The organism is Saccharothrix luteola (assembly GCF_020859565.1).
In the GTDB taxonomy this organism is placed as follows: domain Bacteria; phylum Actinomycetota; class Actinomycetes; order Mycobacteriales; family Pseudonocardiaceae; genus Actinosynnema; species Actinosynnema luteola.
This window is the reverse complement of the sequence record NZ_JAJHUO010000004.1, coordinates 29,842-51,327: the sequence shown is the minus strand read 5'-3', so window position 1 is coordinate 51,327 and position 21,486 is coordinate 29,842. Positions and strand designations below refer to the sequence as shown.

The 21,486-nt window shown below is 71.5% G+C and carries 15 protein-coding genes; 10 read left to right on the top strand and 5 right to left on the bottom strand.

All coding sequences use genetic code 11. The features are described 5' to 3' along the window. Nucleotides 1-4: 4 nt before the first annotated feature. The gene (locus tag LNK82_RS47590; protein WP_308257164.1) at nt 5-2,248 is read left to right on the top strand and encodes a tetratricopeptide repeat protein; all 2,244 of its coding nucleotides are present in this window, start codon (nt 5-7) and stop codon (nt 2,246-2,248) included. Here LNK82_RS47590 and LNK82_RS05685 read toward each other — a convergent pair. Further along, on the bottom strand, nt 2,223-2,699 hold the full coding sequence (locus tag LNK82_RS05685) for a hypothetical protein (protein ID WP_230565874.1): 477 nt from the start codon (nt 2,697-2,699) through the stop codon (nt 2,223-2,225). The two genes, LNK82_RS47590 and LNK82_RS05685, sit on opposite strands and share 26 nt — an antisense overlap. A gap of 104 nt (nt 2,700-2,803) precedes the next feature. Here LNK82_RS05685 and LNK82_RS05680 point away from each other — a divergent pair, with 104 nt between their 5' ends. Next, on the top strand, nt 2,804-3,376 hold the full coding sequence (locus tag LNK82_RS05680) for an ArsR/SmtB family transcription factor (RefSeq protein WP_230565873.1): 573 nt from the start codon (nt 2,804-2,806) through the stop codon (nt 3,374-3,376). 213 nt (nt 3,377-3,589) lie between these two features. On the opposite strand, the gene LNK82_RS05675 is transcribed toward LNK82_RS05680, so the two are convergent. Together LNK82_RS05675 and LNK82_RS05670 are read right to left on the bottom strand one after the other, a co-directional pair. Then, nucleotides 3,590-5,884 carry an FdhF/YdeP family oxidoreductase gene (locus tag LNK82_RS05675; protein WP_230565872.1) on the bottom strand — a complete coding sequence of 765 codons (2,295 nt, stop codon included), beginning with the start codon at nt 5,882-5,884 and terminating at the stop codon, nt 3,590-3,592. A gap of 248 nt (nt 5,885-6,132) precedes the next feature. Then, entirely contained in the window at nt 6,133-7,038 is a 906-nt protein-coding gene (locus LNK82_RS05670) for a hypothetical protein (RefSeq protein WP_230565871.1), read from the bottom strand. Nucleotides 7,039-7,182: 144 nt separating this feature from the next. Here LNK82_RS05670 and LNK82_RS05665 point away from each other — a divergent pair, with 144 nt between their 5' ends. From LNK82_RS05665 to pulA, 6 genes are all read left to right on the top strand, one after another. Further along, nucleotides 7,183-9,819, top strand: a complete 2,637-nt coding sequence (locus LNK82_RS05665) for a valine--tRNA ligase (protein WP_230565870.1) — start codon at nt 7,183-7,185, stop codon at nt 9,817-9,819. Further along, nucleotides 9,816-11,180: a bifunctional tetrahydrofolate synthase/dihydrofolate synthase gene (folC, locus tag LNK82_RS05660; protein ID WP_230565869.1), complete on the top strand. Its 1,365-nt coding sequence runs from the start codon at nt 9,816-9,818 to the stop codon at nt 11,178-11,180. Before LNK82_RS05665 ends, folC begins: the two co-directional genes overlap by 4 nt. After that, nucleotides 11,177-11,578, top strand: coding sequence for a DUF4233 domain-containing protein (locus tag LNK82_RS05655; RefSeq protein WP_230565868.1), 402 nt, complete (start codon nt 11,177-11,179; stop codon nt 11,576-11,578). The genes folC and LNK82_RS05655 overlap by 4 nt, the downstream gene beginning before the upstream one ends. Nucleotides 11,579-11,876: 298 nt before the next feature. Next, nucleotides 11,877-13,403 (top strand): alkaline phosphatase D family protein, encoded by a 1,527-nt coding sequence (locus LNK82_RS05650; RefSeq protein ID WP_230565867.1) that lies wholly within the window; start codon nt 11,877-11,879, stop codon nt 13,401-13,403. 33 nt (nt 13,404-13,436) lie between these two features. After that, the gene (locus LNK82_RS05645; RefSeq protein ID WP_230565866.1) at nt 13,437-14,162 is read left to right on the top strand and encodes a MerR family transcriptional regulator; all 726 of its coding nucleotides are present in this window, start codon (nt 13,437-13,439) and stop codon (nt 14,160-14,162) included. A gap of 126 nt (nt 14,163-14,288) precedes the next feature. Next, on the top strand, nt 14,289-19,811 hold the full coding sequence (gene pulA / locus LNK82_RS05640) for a pullulanase-type alpha-1,6-glucosidase (protein WP_230565865.1): 5,523 nt from the start codon (nt 14,289-14,291) through the stop codon (nt 19,809-19,811). A gap of 46 nt (nt 19,812-19,857) precedes the next feature. Here pulA and LNK82_RS05635 read toward each other — a convergent pair whose 3' ends face one another. After that, nucleotides 19,858-20,007 carry a hypothetical protein gene (locus tag LNK82_RS05635; protein ID WP_230565864.1) on the bottom strand — a complete coding sequence of 50 codons (150 nt, stop codon included), beginning with the start codon at nt 20,005-20,007 and terminating at the stop codon, nt 19,858-19,860. 32 nt (nt 20,008-20,039) lie between these two features. Between LNK82_RS05635 and LNK82_RS48220 the strand changes: the two genes are divergently transcribed. Next, nucleotides 20,040-20,183, top strand: a complete 144-nt coding sequence (locus LNK82_RS48220; protein WP_372470429.1) for a DUF6218 family protein — start codon at nt 20,040-20,042, stop codon at nt 20,181-20,183. A gap of 111 nt (nt 20,184-20,294) precedes the next feature. Here the strand turns inward: LNK82_RS48220 and LNK82_RS05630 are convergent, their stop codons facing one another. Further along, nucleotides 20,295-20,927 (bottom strand): hypothetical protein, encoded by a 633-nt coding sequence (locus LNK82_RS05630; protein WP_230565863.1) that lies wholly within the window; start codon nt 20,925-20,927, stop codon nt 20,295-20,297. Nucleotides 20,928-20,999: 72 nt separating this feature from the next. On the opposite strand from LNK82_RS05630, the gene ndk reads away from it, so the two are divergent. Beyond that, nucleotides 21,000-21,410 carry a nucleoside-diphosphate kinase gene (gene ndk, locus LNK82_RS05625; protein WP_230565862.1) on the top strand — a complete coding sequence of 137 codons (411 nt, stop codon included), beginning with the start codon at nt 21,000-21,002 and terminating at the stop codon, nt 21,408-21,410. Nucleotides 21,411-21,486: the final 76 nt, after the last annotated feature.

Sequence of the window (21,486 nt, the reverse complement as noted above, 5' to 3'; positions counted from 1 at the left end):
CGTCGTGAGCGACGTCCACAACGAGATCAGCGGCACGGTGTTCGGCCCGGTGCTCCAGGTCGGGCGGGTCGACTCGCTCACCGTGGTGCAGCCGGCCGCGCCGGTGACGCCGGCGGGCCTGCCGGTGGACGAGGGTTTCGTGGGCCGTGCCGCGGAGTTGGCCGTGCTGCGCGAGTTCCTGGCGCCCGGCGGCGAGCGGACCGCGTTGGCGGTGGCCGGTCTGGCCGGGGTGGGCAAGTCGGCGCTGGTGATCCGGGCCGCGCACCTGGCGGTGGGCGCCGGGTGGTTCCCCGGCGGTGTGCTGTTCGTGGACGCGCAGGGGTACAACGAGGAGCAGCGGCTGGAGGCGGACGACGCGCTGGCGTCGCTGTTGCGCGCCCTCGACGTCCCCGGCGAGGCGATCCCGGAAGGGCAGGGAGACCGGGAGGCGTTGTACCGGTCGCAGCTCGCGGCGCGCCCGCCGGTGCTGGTGGTCGTGGACAACGCGTCGTCGGCCGATCAGGTGCTGCCGCTGCGGCCCGCCGGCCAGGCGCACCGGCTGGTGCTGACCAGTCGGGACAACCTGCCCGTGCCCGGGGCGCGGCGGATCGAGCTGGACGTGTTGAGCGCGGCGGAGGCCGTGGCGGTGCTGGAGGACGCGGTCAGGTCGGTCGACCCGGCCGACGACCGGATCACCGCCGATCCGGTGGCGGCGGGGGCGTTGGCCGAGTCGTGCGGGTTCCTGCCGCTGGCGTTGCGGATCCTCGCCCACGTGGTGGCGGATCGGCGTGGCGAGGACCTGGCCCGGTTCGCCGAGACGATCACGGCTGCGCACGACCGGTTGGGTGAGCTGGCCTACGACGATTCGGTCGACGTGCGCACGGCGTTCAACGAGTCGTACGCGCGGCTGCCCGCGGACCAGGCGCGGATGTTCCGCCTCGCCGCGCTGCACCCCGGCCGCACGGTCACCGCGGCGACCGCGGCGGCGTTGGGCGGCGTGACGCTGGAGGGCGCGCGGGCGCTGCTGGTCCGATTGCGCCGTGCGCACCTGATGCAGAGCGGTGTGGTGGTCGACGAGTACCGGTTCCACGACCTGCTGCGGATCTACGCCGCCGAGCGGTGCGCGGCCGTGGACGACGAGGAGGTCCGACGAGCGGCCGAGCGCGCGCTCGTGGAGCACTACGTGTCGCACGTCAAGGGCGTGCACAGCCACCTGGACCCCGGTTCGGTGCAACGGGAGGTGTTCGCCGACCGGCCGGCGGCGCTGGCCTGGTTCGACGGCGAGCTGCACAACCTGCTGCCCGTGCTGGAGCTGGCCGCGCACCACGGGTGGCACGAGGACGTCCGGGACGTGGCCCACGCGTCCTTCCGGTACTTCGACCTCCGCCGGTCGGCGGAGTGGGTGCCCGTGGACGAGCTGGCGCTGGCGTCGGCACGGGCGCTCGGTGACCCTGCGGGAGAGGGCAGGATCCTCAACGGGCTGGGTAGCGCCCACCACCGGTCGCGGCGCTTCGACGAGGCGTTGCGCTGCTTCCAAGCCGCGTTGGAGCTGTTCCGGGACCTGGGTTCGCTGCGCGACCAGGCCCACTCGCTGAACAACATCGCCTCGACCTACGCGATGACCGGTCAGGTCGACGAGGCGATCCGCAACATGGAGCAGAGCGCCCGCGCCTACCGGGGCGCGGGCGATCCGGACGGCGAGGCGCGGTGCCTGGCCAACCTGGGCAAGGTCCACAACGACGCCGGCGAGCACGCGCGGTCGATCGGGTACTACCGGAGTGCACTGGACCTGCGTCGGAAGGTCGGTGACCGGGACGGCGAAGGTGCCTGCCTCAACGGTCTGGGGGTCGCCTGCGACGGCCTCGGCCGGTCGGAGGAGGCGGAGAGCCACTACCTGGACGCGCTCGCGGTGTACCGGGCGACGGGCGACCGGCACTCGGAGGGGCAGGTGCTGGACAACCTCGGCGGGACGTTGAGGGGTACCGGCCGCTTCGCCGAGGCGCTGCACTGCCACCGGCAGAGCCTGGCGATCTGCCGGGATATCGGTGACGTGCACGGCGAGGGGTTCGCGCTCTACAACCTGGGGCTGGCGCTTTGGTCGCTCGGCAGCACCGAGGAGGCCGTCGACCACCTGCGGCGGGCGGTCCAGCGGGCGGACGAGACCGACAACCCCGTCATCGCCGAGGCGGCCCGCGAGTCCGTTCGCCAGATCGAGGCCACGCGGACCGCGGGCCGGAAGTGGTTCAGAGGGTGGCGAAGAGGTCGTTGACCAGCTGCCGGGCCTGCTCCGCGGTCGCGCCGGACGTCACGGTGATCTCGACCGTGCCCGCGCGGGCGACGACGGCGGTCCGGACGACCTCGCCGGTGACGGCGGTGGCGCGGTAGGCCTCGTCGTGGAAGCCGGGCAGGTCGGTCACCTGACCGTGCTCCGCGCGGCCCTCGGCGAACGACGCCGGGGTCGCGCCGGTCTCGAAGCGGACCTCGGTCGTGCCCCCGTCGTACGTGCAGCGCACGACGTTGTCGGCGATCGTCTGGCGCGGGTGGTTGAGCCGCAGCTGCAACGCCGCGCCCACCACGTCCGCCGGCGCGTCCTCGCAGTTCACGCCCGCAGAGTCGGTCGCGGTCGGCGCCGGCGGTGGTTCGGTGGTCGGCGTGCTCGGCGGTGTGCTGGTGCAGGCGGCGAGCGCGAGCAGCGCCACGACGGCGACCACGGTCCTCATCACGTGGGTTGGTTCGTCCGAACGGCCGCCGGCGTTACCGGATATCGAGGAAGCTTGCTAAAGGTATCTTGCTAAAGGAACCTTGATATAGGTACCGTGGTGGCATGGCCGACGACGAGGTTGAGCTGATCCGGGATCCCAAGACGTTGCGCGCCCTCGCGCACCCGTTGCGGTGGAAGCTCATCGACGTGCTGGCGACCTACGGCGCGACGACCGCCACCCGGTGCGCCGAGCTGCTGGGCGAGAGCGTGGCCAGTTGCTCCTACCACCTGAACATGCTGGCGCAGTACGGGTTCGTGGCCGAGGTGCCGGGCAAGGGCAGGCAGAAGCCGTGGCGGCTGGTGCGGCGCGACCAGAGCTGGTCGTCCATCGGGATGGACGACGAGACGGCGCTGGCGGCGGAGGCCGCGGGCGACGCGTTCCTGGAGAAGGAGTTCTCCTCGATCCGCGAGCGCTTCCGCGGCAAGGACCGGGAACCGCTGCACTGGCGCGAGGTGACGGGGACGTTCGCCACCTTGGAGTTCCTGACCCCGGCGGAGGCCGCCGAGGTGCACGCCAAGATCGCCGAGCTCTTCAAGCCCTACGCCGACCGCGTCGAGAACGAGGAGAACCGGCCGGAGGGCGCGCGCCCGGTGCGCTTCTTCCTGGCCACCACTGTGGCGCCGCGCCGCGACTAGGGGGAGACCATGCCGCACGACGACCTGCTGCTCGCCGTGGCGATGCAGCGCATGCACGACGACCAGCACGCCGCCGAACGCCGCCGGCTCGTCGGGAGCAAGCGTTTGCGCTCCCTGTCCGGCCGTTCCGGCTCGACTGGCGGGTGGTGCGCGACCAGCGCGCGCTGGTGGCCAGCGTCGGGTTCTCCTGGCGCCGGGCCGCGGGGTGACGCCTCAGGCGTCGACCTTCTCCAGCCGCACCACGATCGACTTGGACGTCGGCGTGCCCGACACGGTGGCCGTGGAGTCAAGCGGCACCAACGAGTTCGCCTCCGGGAAGTACGCCGCCGCGCAGCCCTTCGCCGTCGGGTAGGCCACCACCCGGAACCGCTCGGCACGCCGCTCGGTCACGCCCGTCGGGTCGTCCGGCCACTCGCTGACCAGGTCGACGTGCTGCCCGTCGAGCAGGTCGAGCGCGTCGAGGTCCTCCGGGCTGACGAACACCACCCGCCGTCCGTCCTTCACACCCCGGTAGCGGTCGTCCAGGCCGTAGATCGTGGTGTTGTACTGGTCGTGGCTGCGCATGGTCTGCAGCAGCAGCCGCCCCTGCGGCACCCGCAGCACGGTGAGGTCCTCGGCCGAGAAGTGCGCCTTGCCCGACCGGGTGCCGGTGAACTCGCGGGCGTCGCGCGGCGCGTGCGGCAGCACGAAACCGTCCGGACGGCGCACCCGCGCGTTGTAGTCGTCGCAGCCCGGAACGACCCGCGCGATCCGGTCCCGGATCAGGTCGTAGTCCTTCTCGAACTCCTCCCACGGCACCGGGTGCGCCGGCCCCAGCACCGCCCGCGCCAGCCGGCACACGATCGACACCTCCGACAGCAGCCGGTCGCTCGCGGGCGCCAGCCGGCCGCGGGAGCGGTGCACCACCGACATCGAGTCCTCGACCGTGACGAACTGCTCGCCGGTGTGCTGGAGGTCGCTCTCCGTGCGCCCCAGCGTGGGCAGGATCAACGCCGTGCGGCCGTGCACCACGTGCGACCGGTTCAGCTTGGTCGACACGTGCACGGTCAGGTCCAGCTTCCGCATGGCCGCCTCGGTCACCGCCGTGTCCGGGGTGGCCGCGACGAAGTTGCCGCCGACGGCGAAGAACACCTTCGCCGCGCCGTCGCGCATGGCCCGGATCGACGCCACGGTGTCGAAACCGTGCTCGCGCGGCACGTCGATGCCGAACTCGGCCTCCAGCGCGGACAGGAACTTCTCCGGCATCTTCTCCCAGATGCCCATGGTCCGGTCGCCTTGCACGTTCGAGTGACCACGTACCGGGCACAGGCCCGCGCCCGGCTTGCCGATCATGCCGCGCAGCAGCGCCACGTTCGCGATCTCGCGGATCGTCGGCACCGAGTGCTTGTGCTGCGTCAGGCCCATGGCCCAGCAGAAGATCGTGCGCTCGGAGTCGGCGAGCATCCGGGCGAACCGCTCGACCTGGGCGCGCGGCAGGCCGGTGGCCTCGTCGACCGAGTCCCAGTCCAGCCGCCGCACGTGCTCGGCGTACTCGGCGAAACCCTCGGTGAAGCCGTCCACGAACCCGGTGTCCACCGCGTCCCACGACAGCAGCAGGTTGCCCGCCGCCTGGAACAACGCCTGGTCGCCGCCCAGCCGGATCTGCAGGAACTCGTCGGCCAGCTTCGTGCCCGAGCCGATCAGGCCGCGCACGTTCTGCGGGTTCTTGAACCGCAGCAACCCGGCCTCCGGCAGCGGGTTCACCGCCACGACCTTCGCGCCGCCGCGCTTGGCCTCCTCCAGCGCCGACAGCATCCGCGGGTGGTTCGTGCCCGGGTTCTGGCCCACCACCACGATCAGGTCCGCGCGGGCGAAGTCGTCGATGCTCACCGAGCCCTTGCCGATGCCGGTCGTCTCCGACAACGCCGCGCCGGACGACTCGTGGCACATGTTCGAGCAGTCCGGCAGGTTGTTCGTGCCGAACGAGCGCACCAGCAGCTGGTACAGGAACGCGGCCTCGTTGCTGGTGCGGCCCGACGTGTAGAACACGGCCTCGTCCGGGCTCGCCAAGCCGTTGAGGTGCGAGGCGATCAGCGAGAACGCGTCGTGCCACTCGATCGGCTCGTAGTGCGTCGCGCCCTCGCGCAGCACCACCGGCTCGGTGATCCGGCCCTGCTGCCCCAGCCAGTAGTCGGTCCTGTCGGCGAGTTCCGCGATGGGGTGCGCGGCGAAGAACTCCGGCCCGACCCGCCGCCTGGTCGCCTCCTCGGCCACCGCCTTCGCGCCGTTCTCGCAGAACTCCGCCAGCTTCCGGTGGCCCTGCGGCTCCGGCCACGCGCAGCCCGGGCAGTCGAAGCCCTCGCGCTGGTTGAGCAGCCGCAGCGTGGTCGCCGTCCGGGCCACGCCCATCTGCTCGACACCGCGCTGGAGCGACACCGCGACGCCGGGGAGGCCCGCCGCCCACCGCTTGGGTTCGCTGACGTCGAGCTGCGACTCGTCGATGTCCTGCCGGGGCGGGTTGCGGTCCATGCCCCTATTGTGCGGCTGCCGTGCCGCGACGCGAGCGGGCTCGGGGTGTACCGCCGGCGCACCCCGCGCGAGCACGCCGGCGGTCCGTCCGACCGCCGGTCGCGCCAGGACGACGCGGGACCGCTGTCACGGGCCCCAAGGGGTTGTGAACGGCCCGTGAATCCGGCGTCCTCACCTGCGCTGATACCGGTGATCACCATCAATTGTGATCGGCGCCACTGTGCCGCGAATCGTCCGATCGGGTGACCTCATTCCGGGCAGCCGTCGGCCGGTGACGACGGTGCGCCGAGATCGAAGTCCAGGCCGGGCGGCAACGACGGCTCCGCGAACGCGGGCGCCAGGTAGCCGCGCTTCGCGCTCGAACACCCGATCGAGTGCAACGAGCCCAGCGACGCGTCCGCCCACAGCCCCTCCACACCGGGACCACCCGTGCGCACCGAGTACCGCACCTGGAACCGCGTCAACGCCACCACGTCCGACGGGCCGCGCACCGCCTCCGGCCGGTCCGGCACGAACGCGTAGGCGAACGTGTAGTCCGTCCGCACCACCAACTCGCCCTCCGGCCCCACCTCGGCCGACATCCCGCCACGCGCCTTCGGCTCCACCTCCGCCAACCGCGCCCCCTTGTCCACCCGCGTCACCACCAACGCCGCCTCACCGTCGTTGCGGCCGTCGAACAACACCCGCAACGACTCCCGCAGGTCGGGCGCGAACAACCCGAAGAACGGCTCCAGGTCGTGGTCCACCACCACCCGCCGGTCCAGCCGCGCCGCGACCACCGCCTCCCGCACCCGCTCGTAGGCCGCCGCGACCTGCTCCGCCGAGTACGGGCCGACCTGCGCCGCCGCCGGCGCCACCACCCCGGCCGCGCCGTCCTCCCACGCCGCCGCCGACGTGCCCGCGAACGGTTCGTCCAGGTCGACCGGGCGCACACCCGGCACCGCGGCCGGGTCCGACCCCGACGCGACCACCGCCCACGCCAGCAGCACCGCCGCCACCGCGATCGCCGACCCGACCCAGAACCGCCGCCGCGGCCGGCGCGGCAACGACCTCAGCCGCCGCACCCTGGCCTCGCGCTCGGCCCGCTTCACGGCCTCCCGCGCCCATCCGGCGTCCCTCAGGTCGGGGTGGTCCTCGATCCGGTACTCGTCCACGTCGCCCCCCCGCTCGCCAACTCGTGCCCAAGGCGTTACCAGCAATCGACCGAGAAGTCGATACGGGACCGCCACGACGGGCTCGGCGCCCGCTAGCAGGTATCTGATTAGAAGTCGATACCCGCGCCTCCGTAGACTTCGACCGTGACTGAGACCCCCACCGCACCGCAGCGCTCCGAACTCCCGCCGGCCTGGAACCCGGCCGAGGTAGAGGCCGGGCTGTACGAGCGGTGGGTCGAGCGCGGCTACTTCACGGCCGACGCGACCAGCGACAAGCCGCCGTTCACCATCGTGCTGCCGCCGCCGAACGTCAACGGCAGCCTGCACATGGGCCACGCGCTGAACCACAGCATCATGGACGCGCTCACCCGCCGCCGCCGCATGCAGGGCTACGAGGTGCTCTGGCTGCCCGGCACCGACCACGCGGGCATCGCCACCCAGACCGCCGTCGAGCGGGCCCTCGCCGGCGAGGGCAAGTCCCGCCACGACATCGGCCGCGAGAAGTTCGTCGAACGCGTCTGGGAGTGGCGCGAGGAGGTCGGCGGCAGGATCCTCGGCCAGATGCGCCGCCTCGGCGACGGCGTCGACTGGACCCGCGTCCGCTTCACCATGGACGAGGGCCTGTCCCGCTCCGTCCAGACCATCTTCAAGAAGCTCTTCGACGACGGCCTCATCTACCGCGCCGAGCGCATCATCAACTGGTGCCCGCGCTGCCAGACCGCGCTCTCCGACATCGAGGTCGACCACTCCGAGGACGACGGCGAGCTCGTCTCCATCCGCTACGGCTCCGGCGACAACTCGATCGTGGTCGCCACCACGCGCGCCGAGACCATGCTCGGCGACACCGCCGTGGCCGTCCACCCCGAGGACGAGCGGTACCGGCACCTCATCGGCACCGAGGTCGAAGTGCCGCTGACCGGCCGTTACGTGCCCGTCGTCGCCGACGAGCACGTCGACCCCGCGTTCGGCACCGGCGCGGTCAAGGTCACCCCCGCGCACGACCCGAACGACTTCGAGATCGGCCGGCGCCACGACCTGCCCGCGCTCACCGTCATGGACGGCCGCGGCGTGATCACCGCGCACGGCCCGTTCCAGGACATGGACCGCTTCGAGGCGCGCCCCGCCGTCGTCGCCGCCCTGCGCGAACAGGGCCGGATCGTGGCCGAGAAGCGCCCCTACAAGCACTCCGTCGGCCACTGCTCGCGCTGCGACACCGTGATCGAGCCGCGCCTGTCCATGCAGTGGTGGGTCAAGGTCGCCCCGCTCGCCGAGGCGGCCTCCGCCGCCGTGCGCGACGGCCGCACCACCATCCACCCGCCGGAGCTGGCCAAGCGCTACTTCGACTGGGTCGACAACCTCAACGACTGGTGCATCTCGCGCCAGCTCTGGTGGGGCCACCGCATCCCCGTCTGGTACGGCCCGAACGACAAGGTCATGTGCGTCGGCCCGGACGAGGAGCCGCCCGGCGAGGGCTGGGTGCAGGACGAGGACGTGCTCGACACGTGGTTCTCGTCCGGCCTGTGGCCGTTCTCCACGCTCGGCTGGCCCACGCCCACCAGCGACCTGGCGAAGTTCTACCCGACCAGCGTGCTGTCGACCGGCTACGACATCCTGTTCTTCTGGGTCGTCCGGATGATGATGTTCGGCCTGTACGCGATGGACGGCAAGCAGCCGTTCGACCACGTGTTCCTGCACGGCCTCATCCGCGACCAGCACGGCAAGAAGATGTCGAAGTCGCGCGGCAACGGCATCGACCCCATCGACTGGATGGACGCCTACGGCGCCGACGCCACCCGGTTCACGCTGCTGCGCAGCGCCAACCCCGGCTCGGACATGGCGCTGGCCGACGAGTGGGCCGCCGGCTCGCGCAACTTCACCACCAAGCTGTGGAACGCCTCCCGGTTCGCGCTCAACAACGGCGCCACCGTCGACCGCCCGCTCCCGCCGCGCGAGGAGCTCACCGACGCCGACCGCTGGATCCTCGACCTGCTCGAAGGCCTCGTGACCGAGGTCGACGGCCACTTCGAGGCCTTCCAGTTCGCCAAGCTCAGCGAAGCGCTCTACCACTTCACCTGGGACGAGTTCTGCGACTGGTACCTGGAGCTGGCCAAGGTCCAGCTCGCCGAGGGCGGCGCGCGGGCCGAGGCCACCCAGTCCGTGCTCGGGCACGTGCTCGACGTCGTGCTGCGGCTGCTGCACCCGCTGACGCCGTTCATCACCGAGACGCTGTGGACCACGCTGACCGGCGGCGAGTCCCTGGTGGTCGCGGACTGGCCCAAGCCGACCGGCGTCGCGCGCGACGAGGTCGCGGCCACCCGGATCGAAGGCCTGAAGAAGCTGGTCACGGAGATCCGCCGGTTCCGCTCCGACCAGGGCCTCAAGCCCGCCCAGAAGGTCGCGGGCAAGGTGCGCGGCGCGTGCTGCGTCGACCTGCTCGACCAGGTGCCCGCCGTCCAGGCGCTGACCAGGATGACCGAGCCCGGCGACGACTTCTCGGTCAGCGCCTCGCTCGACGTCGGCCTGCCCGGCGGCACGGTCAAGGTGGAGCTGGACCTCTCCGGCACGGTCGACGTCGTGGCCGAGCGCAAGCGCCTGGCCAAGGACCTCGGCGTGGCCGAGAAGGAACGCGCCCAGTGCGAGGGCAAGCTCAACAACGCCGCGTTCCTCGACAAGGCGCCCGCCGAGGTCGTGGCCAAGATCCAGGCCAGGCTCGCGGCGGCCAACGCCGAGATCGACCGCATCCACGCCCGGCTCGAGACCCTGCCGCAGGACAACTCGTGACCGGGTTCGAGACGGGCGCGCTGGAGGAGCTGCGGCAGGTCGATTCGGAGCTGAACACCCGCTGGCCCGAGACCAAGATCGAGCCGAGCCTCGACCGGATCCGGGCGTTGGCCGACATCCTCGGCGACCCGCAGGGCACCTACCCCGTGGTGCACGTCGGCGGGACGAACGGCAAGACGTCCACGTCGCGGATGATCGACGCCCTGCTCACCCGGATCGGCCTGCGGACCGGCCGCTACACCAGCCCGCACCTGCAGCTGGCGACCGAGCGGATCAGCGTCGACGGCGCGCCCATCAGCCCCGAGCGGTACGTCGAGATCTACCGCGACGTCGAGCCGTACCTGTCGCTCGTGGACGCGCGCGGCGACGTGCCGATGAGCAAGTTCGAGGTGCTCACCGGCATGGCGTTCGCGGCGTTCGCCGACGCGCCCGTGGACGCCGCCGTGATCGAGGTCGGCATGGGCGGGTCGTGGGACGCGACGAACATCGCCGACGGCCGGGTCGCGGTGATCACGCCGATCGGGCTCGACCACGTCGAGTACCTGGGCGGCGACCTGGCCGGGATCGCGGAGGAGAAGGCCGGGATCATCAAGCCGGGCGCGGTCGCCGTGATGGCCAAGCAGGAACCCGCCGTCGAGCAGGTGCTGCTGCGGCGGTGCGCCGAGGTGGACGCCACGATCGCGCGGCTCGGGCACGAGTTCGGCGTGATCCAGCGCGACGTCGCCGTCGGTGGCCAGATGCTGCGGCTGCAAGGCCTCGCCGGCGTGTACGACGAGGTGTTCCTGCCGCTGCACGGCGCTCACCAGGCCGCCAACGCGGCGCTCGCGCTGGCTGCCGTGGAGGCGTTCTTCGGCGCCGGGCCCGACCGCCAGCTCGACGTCGAGGCCGTGCGCGAGGCGTTCGCCACCGCCACCTCGCCGGGCCGGCTGGAACGCGTCCGCACCGCGCCCACCGTGCTGGTGGACGCGGCGCACAACCCGCACGGGGCGGAGGCGCTGGCCAAGGCCCTGGACGAGGAATTCGGCTTCCGCAAGCTGGTGGCCGTGGTCGGCGTGATGCAGGAGAAGGACGCCGTCGGCATCCTCAGCGCGCTCGAACCGGTCGTCCAGGAGCTCGTCGTGACCGCCAACTCCTCGCCGCGGGCCATGGACCCCGACCTGCTCGCCGGCATCGCGATCCCGATCTTCGGCGACGACCGGTTGGTCGTCCGGCCGCACCTCGACGACGCGATCGAGGACGCCGTGCGGCTCGCCGAGGAGAGCGACGACGGCGACATCGTGTCCGGCGGCGGCGTCGTGGTGACCGGCTCGGTCGTCACGGCGGGCGAGGCGCGTGCGCTGTTCGGCAAGGAGCCCTCGTGACCTCCCCCGCCTCGCAGCCGGTGCCCGCGCCCAAGAAGGACCCGATGAAGTCCTTCCGCGGCATCATGGCGGGCACGCTGATCCTCGAGGTGATCGTCGTCGCCCTGGCCCTGCCGGTGGTGGCGAAGCTGAGCGGCGGGGTCGGCACCGGGATCGGGTACCTGGTGCTCGGGCTGATCGTCGCGCTGATCGGGACGTGCGCGCTGCTGAAGCGCCCGTGGGCCGTGTACGTGATCGCGGCGATCCACGTGGTGATGGTGGCGTCGTGGTTCGCCCTGACCGCGCTCGGCGGCATCGGTGTGGTGTTCAGCTTGGTCTGGGTGTACCTCCTGTGGCTTCGGCGTGACGTGGCCAAGCGCATGGCCGAGGGTCGGCTGCCCAGCCAGCAGCAGGGCTGAGCGGCGGTCGGGCGGTCGGGGTTCGGGCGGTCGGGGTTCGGGCTGTCGGTCGGGGTCGGCGTCGGGAGCGGGTCAGCGGTCGGCGGTCGGGGTCGGGGAGCGGGGTCCGGAGCGGTGGTCGCCGCCGGGCCGGCCGTTTTATCCGGCTAACGTGAGAAATGCGATTTGGGTTGTCCTGGGTTGCACGCTTCACCTGTCCGTGTGATTTAGCCGGTCGTGGTGCTCCGCCGTGCGCTGAACCGGTGGGCGACGGTTCCTGTTCACCCGGAATTAGGCTTCACCGATTACAAACCGGCGCATGAGCGATGGTGTGGTGAACCGGCGGACGCTGCTGCGCGCCGGTGCGATCGGTACGGCCGCGGCGCTCGTGCCCGGCGGCGTGGCGTTGGCGCGGGGTGGCGACCGGCCCGTCCTCACGCACGGCGTGCAGTCCGGTGACGTGACGTTCGACGGCGGCCTGGTGTGGACGCGGGCCGACCGGCCGTCGCGGATGCTGGTGCAGGTGTCGTCGGACCCCTCGTTCCGGCACGCTCGGACCGTGCGCGGGCCGTTGCTGACGCCGGAGACCGGCGGCACGGGCCGGGTGCGGCTGCGCGGCCTGCCGGGTGGGCGCGAGGTGCACTACCGCGTCGTCGCCGAGGACCTCGACGGCCGCACGCGCAGCGAAGCCGTCACGGGCAGCTTCCGCACCGCCCCGGTCGGCCGTGACGACGTGCGGTTCGTGTGGTCGGGTGACGTGGCCGGCCAGGGCTGGGGCAGCAACCCCGACCTGGGCGGCATGCCGATCTTCGGCGCGATGGCCGCCCGCCGTCCCGACTTCTTCATCAACAGCGGCGACACGGTGTACGCGGACGGTCCGCTGCAGCAGTCGGTGACGCTGCCCGACGGGCGGGTGTGGCGCAACCTCGTCACCCCGGAGAAGCTGAAGGTCGCCGAGACGCTGGACGAGTACCGCGGCCAGTTCGCCTACAACCTGCTCGACCCGCAGTACCGGGCGTTCGCCTCGCGGGTGCCGATGATCGTGCAGTGGGACGACCACGAGGTGACCAACAACTGGTACCCGGGCGAGATCCTGACCTCACCGGCCTACACCGAGAAGCGGGTGGACGTGCTGGCCGCACGGGCGTTCCAGGCGTTCCACGAGTGGCAGCCCATCGACCCCCGGCAGGCGGTGGACGGCCGGGTGTACCGGAAGTTCCGCCACGGCGCGCACGTCGAGGTGTTCGTGCTGGACATGCGGTCGTACAAGGACGCGAACACCTCGCCGCGCGACGGCGCCGGGGTCGTGCTGGGCGAGCGGCAGGCCCGCTGGCTGGTGGACTCCCTCGACCGCAGCCGGGCCACCTGGAAGATCATCGCGGCCGACCTGCCGATCGGCCTGACCGTGCCCGACGGCACGGACATCGAGGGCGTCGCCAACGGCCTGCCGGGCACACCGGGCGGTCGTGAGCACGAGCTGGCGTGGGTGCTGGGCGAGCTGAAGCGGCGGCGGGTGCGCAACACCGTGTGGCTGACGGCGGACGTGCACTACACGGCCGCGCACCACTACTCACCGGAGCGCGCGTCGTTCCAGGACTTCGACCCGTTCTGGGAGTTCGTGTCGGGCCCGCTGAACGCCGGTGCGTTCGGCCCGAACACCCTCGACCCGACGTTCGGCCCGGAAGCGGTGTTCGTCAACGCCCCACCGGCCGCGAACACCACCCCGTTGGACGGTTTCCAGCACTTCGGCGAGGTCGAGGTGTCGCGGGACGGCGAGCTGACCGTGTGGCTGCGCGACATCAAGGGCGCGTCGCTGTGGAGCAAAACTCTTCAGCCCCGCCGTTGACCCTCGGGTGACCCGAGACCTCACAGTGGTGGTGTGACGGACGAGCTGATGACCATCGGGCGGTTCGCCCACCTCAGCGGGCTGACCGTGCACGCGCTGCGGCACTACGACGACGTCGGGCTGCTCACGCCCGACGTCGTCGACCCGGCGTCGGGCTACCGGCGCTACCGGCGCGAGCAGGTGCGCCGCGCCCGGCTGATCCTGGCGCTGCGCTGCCTGGACCTGCCGATCGAGGAGATCCGGCGGGTGGTCGACGGCGGTGACGTGGACGAGGTGCTGACCGGCCACCGCAAGCGGCTGGAACGGCAGCGCGACGTGCTCACCGCCCGGCTCGGCGACGTCGACCGCTACCTGGAGGAGGGGATCACCGTGTCCACACCCGGCACGGGCGTGCGCCCGGTTCAGATCAAGATCACCGTGGACGACGCGGCCAAGGCCGTCGAGTTCTACCGGACCGCCTTCGACCTGCGGTACGAGGTGACCAGGCGGGCCGAGGACGACGACTACTCGTCGTTCGTGTTCGGCGAGTACGGCCAGGACGGGTTCTTCCTGGTGCACCTGCTGGAGGACCGCGCGGACACCGACCGGCTCGGCCCGAGCACGTTCGGCCTGCTCGTGCCCGACCTGGACGCCTACCACGCGCGTGCCGTCGCGGCGGGTGGCGTGGAGGTCGTCGCCCCGCGCGACTCGGTCGGCATGCCGCGCAACTCGGCGGTGAAGGACCCGTCGGGCAACTGGATCTGGCTGTACCAGGAGTGATGCAAGGGTCTGCAAGGACTTGCAGCCGTATGGGCCTTGTCCGGCCGTGGTTGTCGTGGTTTTGTGCACCACGCCCCGGTGCACCGTCGGGGCGTGGTTGCAAATTCTTGCGACAAGGAGGTCGCGATGCGTCGGGCCGTCGCCGCGCTCATCGCCCTGGCCGTTGTGCCGTTCGTGCCACCACCCACCGGCGCCGCGCCCGAAGTGGGGCAGGGGCTCGCGGTCGGCGCCGTCACCGACCTCGCGCCCGGCGCCCGGGACGGTGACCGGGCGTTGGCCAAGGACGCGCTCCGGGCCGACCTGGCCGGCGAGCGGTTCTACTTCGTGATGCCCGACCGGTTCGCCAACGGCGACCCGCGCAACGACCGCGGCGGCACGGCCGAGACCGACCGCCTCAAGAGCGGCTACGACCCCGCCGACAAGGGCTTCTACCACGGCGGCGACCTCAAGGGCCTGCGCGACAAGATCGACTACCTGGACGACATGGGCGTCACCGCGATCTGGATGACGCCGATGTTCGCCAACCGGTGGGTGCAGGGCTCCGGCGACGACGTCTCGGCCGGCTACCACGGCTACTGGACCACCGACTTCACCAGGCTCGACCCGCACTTCGGCTCGACCAACGACATGCGGCGGCTCATCCAGGACGCGCACCGCCGCGGCATCAAGGTGTTCTTCGACATCGTCGCCAACCACACCGCCGACCTGATCGACTACGCCGAGGGCGAGCACGACTACGTCAGCACCGGCGCGCAGCCCTACCTGGACGAGCAGGGCAACCCGGTCGACATCTCGGAGATCGCGGGCCGGGAGCCGTTCCCGAAGCTCACCGCGCCGTACACGCCGGTGGTCAAGGGCGAGAAGACCCCGGCCTGGCTCAACGACCCGCAGCTCTACCACAACCGCGGCGACTCGACGTTCAGCGGCGAGTCGAACGAGTACGGCGACTTCTTCGGCCTCGACGACCTGATGACCGAGCACCCGACGGTCGTCAAGGGCATGAAGCGGATCTTCACCAGCTGGATCGACACGCTGGGCATCGACGGCTACCGGGTCGACACGGTCAAGCACGTCAACATGGAGTTCTGGCAGGCCCTCGCGCCGCACGTGAAGCAGTACGCGGCGATGCGCGGCAAGAAGGACTTCTTCGTCTTCGGCGAGGTGTTCGACGCGAACCCGGCGCTCACCTCCCGTTACACCACCACCGGCCGGATGCAGGCCACGCTGGACTTCCCGTTCCAGAGCGGCGCGGCCAGGTTCCTGTCCGGCCAGGGCGCGGCCCGGCTCGGCGAGGTGCTCGTCGAGGACGACCGGTACACCGACGCGGACTCCAACGCCTCCTCGCTGCCGACGTTCCTCGGCAACCACGACATGGGCCGCATCGCGTGGATGGTCCGGGAAGGCCGGCCGGGCATCTCCGAGGCCGAGCTGCTGGACCGACTCGAACTCGGCAACGCCCTGATGTACCTGTGGCGCGGCAACCCGGTCGTCTACTACGGCGACGAGCAGGGTTTCGCGGGCGCCGGCGGCGACAAGCTGGCCCGTCAGGACATGTTCGCCTCGAAGACGCCCGAGTACGCCACCGAGGACCTGGTCGGCAGCGACCGCACCGGCGCGGTGGACAACTTCCGCACCGACCACCCGCTGTACCGGCAGCTGCGCGACCTGGCGAACTTCGTGGACCGGGACCCGGTGTGGCGTGAGGGCAACCAGGAGCTCCGGCTCGTCCAGGGCGACGTGATCGCGTTCAGCCGCACGGGCCGCACCCAGCAGGTCGAGCACGTCGTGGTGGCCAACGCCGGCACCGCGCCCACGACCGTCGAGGTGCCCGTGTCGGGCAAGGGCTACCGCCCGGTCTGGCCCGCCGCGGGGTCGCAGGTCAACGCCGCGAACGGCAAGGTCACCGTGACCGTGCCCGCGTTGTCCGCCCTGGTGCTCCGCTCGACCGGCAAGATCCCCTCCGCCGCGCCCACGCCGACGTTGGCCGTGCCGCCGACGGGCACCGTGCTGGACGACCGGGTCGAGCTGCGCGCCGACGGCGTCACCTCGCCGTACGCGCAGGCCACGTTCGCCGCACGGGTCGAGGGCGAGCGCGACTGGCAGGTGCTCGGCACCGACGACGCCGCACCGCACCGGGTGTTCGCCGACCTGGAGAGCCTGCCGGGCGCGGCCGTGGGCAAGGACGTCGAGCTGCGCGTGGTCGCCAAGGACGCCAAGGGCACGTTGGGCGCGGACGGCGCGAAGATTCGCCTGGTGGCCGCGCCGCCCGTCGAGCCGCCGACGGCCGTGACGTCGGACTGGCTGGTGGTGCACTACAACCGCCCGGCCGGCGACTACGACGGGTGGGGCCTGCACGCGTGGGGCGACGTCGAGAACGCGCCGACGTGGGACGCGCCGCTGCCGTTCGCGGGCGAGACGCCCTACGGTCGGTTCGCCTGGGTCAAGCTCAAGCCCGGGGCACGCTCGGTCGGCATCATCGCCCACCGGGGCGACGAGAAGGACACCGACGGCGACCGGTTCATCGACCCGAGCGCGACACCGCAGGTGTGGCTCGAACAGGGCCAGACCGCCGTGCACGCCAGCGAGGTCGCCGCGACCGGCCAAGCTGTCATCACGCACACCGGTGACGCCACGGGGCTCGTGGTGCGCGCGGGAGGTGTCGATCACCCGTTCAGCGGGGGAGTGGCGACCGTCCCGGCGACCGCGCCCGTCGACTTCTCCGTGGTCCGCGGCGGCACGGTCGAGGCCACCGGTCGCACGGCCGGACGTGCGTGGGTCGACGGCGACGAGGTGCACGCGAGCCTGGCCGCCGCCGAGAACCGCGCGGTGATCCACTACAACCGACCCGACGGCGACTACACCGACTGGACGCTCTACCACTGGACGGGGTCGCTGGAGCCGAGCCCGGGCTGGAACCAGTCCCGCGTGCCGGACGGGACCGACGGGTTCGGCGTGTACTGGTCCGTCGCGCTGGAGCCCGGTGCGGCCGGGCTGAGCAACATCATCCACCGCGGTGACGCGAAGGACCCGGGGCCGGACCAGTTCCTCGACGTTACGGGCACCGGTTACGAGGTCTGGTACGTCTCCGGCTCCACCAAGGCGGACGGGTCCATCTCCTACGTGCTGCCGCCGTCCGGTGGCGAGGGCGTGGACGACGACCTGACCAAGGCCAAGGCGATCTGGGTGTCGAAGGACCTGGTCGTGTGGGACGTGCCGGTGGTGCCGTCCGACGGCTACCGGCTGGAGCACGACGGCAAGGTGCTGCGGCTGGAGCCGTCGTCGGACGCCGTGCCCGATCGCTTCCCCCACCTGCGGGGCAAGCCGGTGTTCCGGGTGCGTGACGGCGAGCGGCTGGACGAGGCGTTGCGCGGCAGGCTGTCCGCCGTGCACGTCGACTCGAACGGCGGCCTGCGGCACCGCACGGGCGTGCAGATCGCCGGCGTGCTGGACGACCGGTTCGCCGCCGCCGCGTCCGCGCTGACCTACGGGCCGGCGTTCGACGGCGACCGCGTGACCGCGCGGTTGTGGGCGCCCACGGCGTCCTCGGTGAAGCTCAAGGTGTCCGACCAGCCCGGCGGCCCGACGACGACCGTGGACCTGGCGCGGGACGACGCGTCCGGCTCGTGGTCGGCGTCCGGCTCGTGGCGGGACAAGTTCTACCTGTTCGAGGTGACCGTCGCCGGGCGCACGGTGACCGTGACCGACCCGTACTCGGTGGCGTTGGCGGTGAACTCGACGCACTCGCAGTTCGCCGACCTCGGTGACGCGCGCACCATGCCCGCCGACTGGGCCGGGCACGTGGCCCGCGGCCTGGACGGCGACCCGACCGAGCACGGCATCACCGAGCTGCACGTCCGGGACTTCTCCATCGGGGACGCCACCGTGCCCGAGTCCGACCGCGGCACCTACCGCGCGTTCACGCACTCGTCGTCGGTCGGCATGACGCACCTGCGCGAGCTGGCGGCGGCGGGCCTGGACACCGTGCACCTGCTGCCGACGTTCGATATCGCCACGATCCCGGAGAAGCGTTCGGACCAGCGGCAACCGGCGTGCGACCTGGCGTCGTTGCCCGCGGATTCCTCGGCGCAGCAGGACTGCGTCTCGGCCACCGCCGGCCAGGACGGCTTCAACTGGGGCTACGACCCGTACCACTACGACGTGCCCGAGGGCTCCTACGCCACGGACGACGCGCAGACCGGGTGGGCGCGCTCCAAGCAGTACCGCGAGATGGTGAAGTCCTTGCACGACAACGGGAACCGCGTGGTGGTGGACGTGGTCTACAACCACACGGCCGCTGCCGGTGACGCGCCGACGTCCGTGCTGGACAAGGTGGTGCCGGGGTACTACCAGCGGCTCAACCTCGACGGCACCGTCGCCAACTCGACGTGCTGCGCCAACACCGCGACCGAGAACGCCATGATGGGCAAGCTCGTCGTGGACTCGGTCGTGCGCTGGGCCCGGCTGTACAAGGTGGACGGCTTCCGGTTCGACCTGATGGGGCACCACCCGAAGGCGAACGTCCTGGCCGTGCGGGCGGCGCTGGACGCGTTGACCGTCGAGCGCGACGGCGTGGACGGGCGCAGGATCCGGATCTACGGCGAGGGCTGGGACTTCGGCGAGGTCGCCGGCAACGCCCGGTTCGAGCAGGCCACCCAGGCGAACCTGGCCGGTACGGGCATCGGCACGTTCAGCGACCGGCTACGGGACGCCGTGCGCGGCGGCGGGCCGTTCGACGCCGACCCGCGCGTGCAGGGGCTGGCGTCCGGGCTCGCGGGCGACCCGAACGGCTCCCCGGCCAACGGCGACGTGACCGCGCGGCTGGCCAACTACAGCGACCTGGTGAAGCTGGGCATGGCGGGCAACATGGCGTCCTACCGGTTCCAGTCCACCGGTGGCGGGGTGATCTCGGGGCGTGACGTGACGTACAACGGTTCACCCGCCGGGTACACCGGCGCACCGGCCGACGTGATCACGTACGTGGACGCGCACGACAACGAGACCTTGTTCGACTCGCAGACGTTCAAGCTGCCCGTGAGCACGTCCATGGCGGACCGCGTGCGGATGCAGAAGGTCGCGCTGGCACCCGTCCTCCTGGGCCAGGGCCAACCGTTCATGCACGCCGGCGCGGAGTTCCTGCGCTCGAAGTCGTTGGACCGCAACAGCTACGACAGCGGCGACTGGTTCAACCGCTACGACCCGTCCCTGAAGGACAACGGCTTCGGTCGCGGCCTGCCACCGGCGGCGGACAACGAGGACAAGTGGCCCTACGCCACTCCCTTGTTGGCCAACGGTTCTCTGAAGCCCTCGTCGGCCGACATGCGTGCCGCCGTGGACAACACCCTGGAGCTCCTGCGCATCCGCAAGTCGTCGCCGCTGTTCACCCTGAACGACGCGGCACTCGTGCAGCAGAAGCTGTCGTTCCCGACCACCGAGCCGGGCATCGTCGCGGCGCTCTTGGACGACACCGCGGGCCCGGACACCGACCCGTCCCTGAACGGCCTCCTGGTGATCATCAACCCTTACCCGACCACCAAGTCCATCTCCGTGCCGGGCAACTGGCAGAACCACGCCCTGTCCACCGACAAGGCCACGTTCGCCGACGGCTCGATCACCACCCCGGCCCGCTCGGTCGTGGTCCTGACCCGCTAGTTCGGTGAGGTGGTCGGCGTCCGGGGACCCGGGCGCCGACCACCGTTCAACTGCTGAGCCACTCGAGGAAGTCGGTCTCCCCGATCATCTCGATCTCGTGGCCGCGGTCCAGCAGCTCACGGGCTTTGCGGTGCTCGCCGCTGACGCTCGTCCCCACGGCGAATCGAGCCGGGTCCGCCATCCCCACCACGAGCACGTCGGTCTTCTTGGTGACGCCCGGTCAGCCGGCTGGGCGGGTGGGTGGTGCAGCGCCGGCGGGAAACCGCCCTCGCCCTGGGCCGCACCTACCTCCGCGCCGGTTTCGGACGACCCACCGTGCCGGCGCCCGAACGGGAAGCACGCCTGGCCGACGCTTACGTCGGTCGGTGGTGATCCACGGGAATGCTCGAGCCGCGCTGCGGTCTTCCTGGTCGATCGGGAGCAGTCAACGCCGCCGGAGCCGAAATCCCCGACACCTGGCCGTCGACCCGGTGGGGCAAGTCGCTAGTGGTCGGCCAGTTCGAGACGTGATCGGACGTCCTCGGCCCGCAGGATGCGGAAACCCCGCTCCCGCGCGCCGAGCACTTTGAGGAACCCGGGACTGGTCTCCATCACGTAGGCCTCGATCGTGTCCCCGGAAGTCTCGATCCGCTCCAACGGCACCCAAGGCGTGGCGACCACCGCCGCCACCACCAACGCCACCCCGCCCACCACGTAACCGAACCGGCGCAGCACGAAGTCCATCTGCGCGTGCAACCGCCGCACCCGCTCCACGAACACCAACACCACGGTCAATGCCACCGCACCCACCGGCACCCACCACCAGTGGTACGAGAGCACGTGCGCCACCAGGAACGCGCTCAACACGGCCACCACCAACGGCGCCACCCGCGACCGCCTCCCGACCGCGTAGAACACCGTCAACGGCACCATCACCACCAACAGCACACTGCTGATCCACTTGTCCGCCATGAACGTCCCCAGGAACAAACCCGGCGCGTCCTCCAGGTCCAACGTGTGCAGCAGCGCGAACGCCGTGTGCCAGTCGTAGTGCGACACCGCGAGCAGCCGCAGCAGCACGAACATCACAGCGGCCCCGGTGAGGACGGTGCCCGGGTGTGGCTTGTCGGTGGTCACGGCCGGCACTATCGCAGCTCCGGCTACCCTTGACCGAGTTGCACAATCCCGTACGAAGGAGTACCGACCGCCGTGAGCGAGCGCACCCTGGTCCTGGTCAAGCCCGACGGCGTCAGCCGCGGCCTGGTCGGCGAGGTCATCTCCCGCATCGAGCGCAAGGGCCTGCACCTGGCCGCGCTGGAACTGCGCACCGTGGACCGCGCGACCGCCGAGCAGCACTACGCCGAGCACGACGGCAAGCCGTTCTTCGCCGACCTGGTCGAGTTCATCACCGGCGGCCCGCTGGTGGCCCTGGTGGTGGAGGGCACGCGGGCGATCGCGGCGTTCCGCCAGCTGGCCGGCGGCACCGACCCGGTCGAGAAGGCCACGCCCGGCACGATCCGCGGCGACTTCGGCCTGGAGGTCCAGTTCAACCTGGTCCACGGCTCGGACTCGCCGGAGTCGGCCGAGCGCGAGATCAAGCTCTGGTTCCCGAACCTCTGAGCTGACCCGGGGCCGCCCGCCCGCCCCCCCCCCCGGGGGGGGGGGGGGGGGGGCGCGCCGGGGGGCGCGGGCGGGG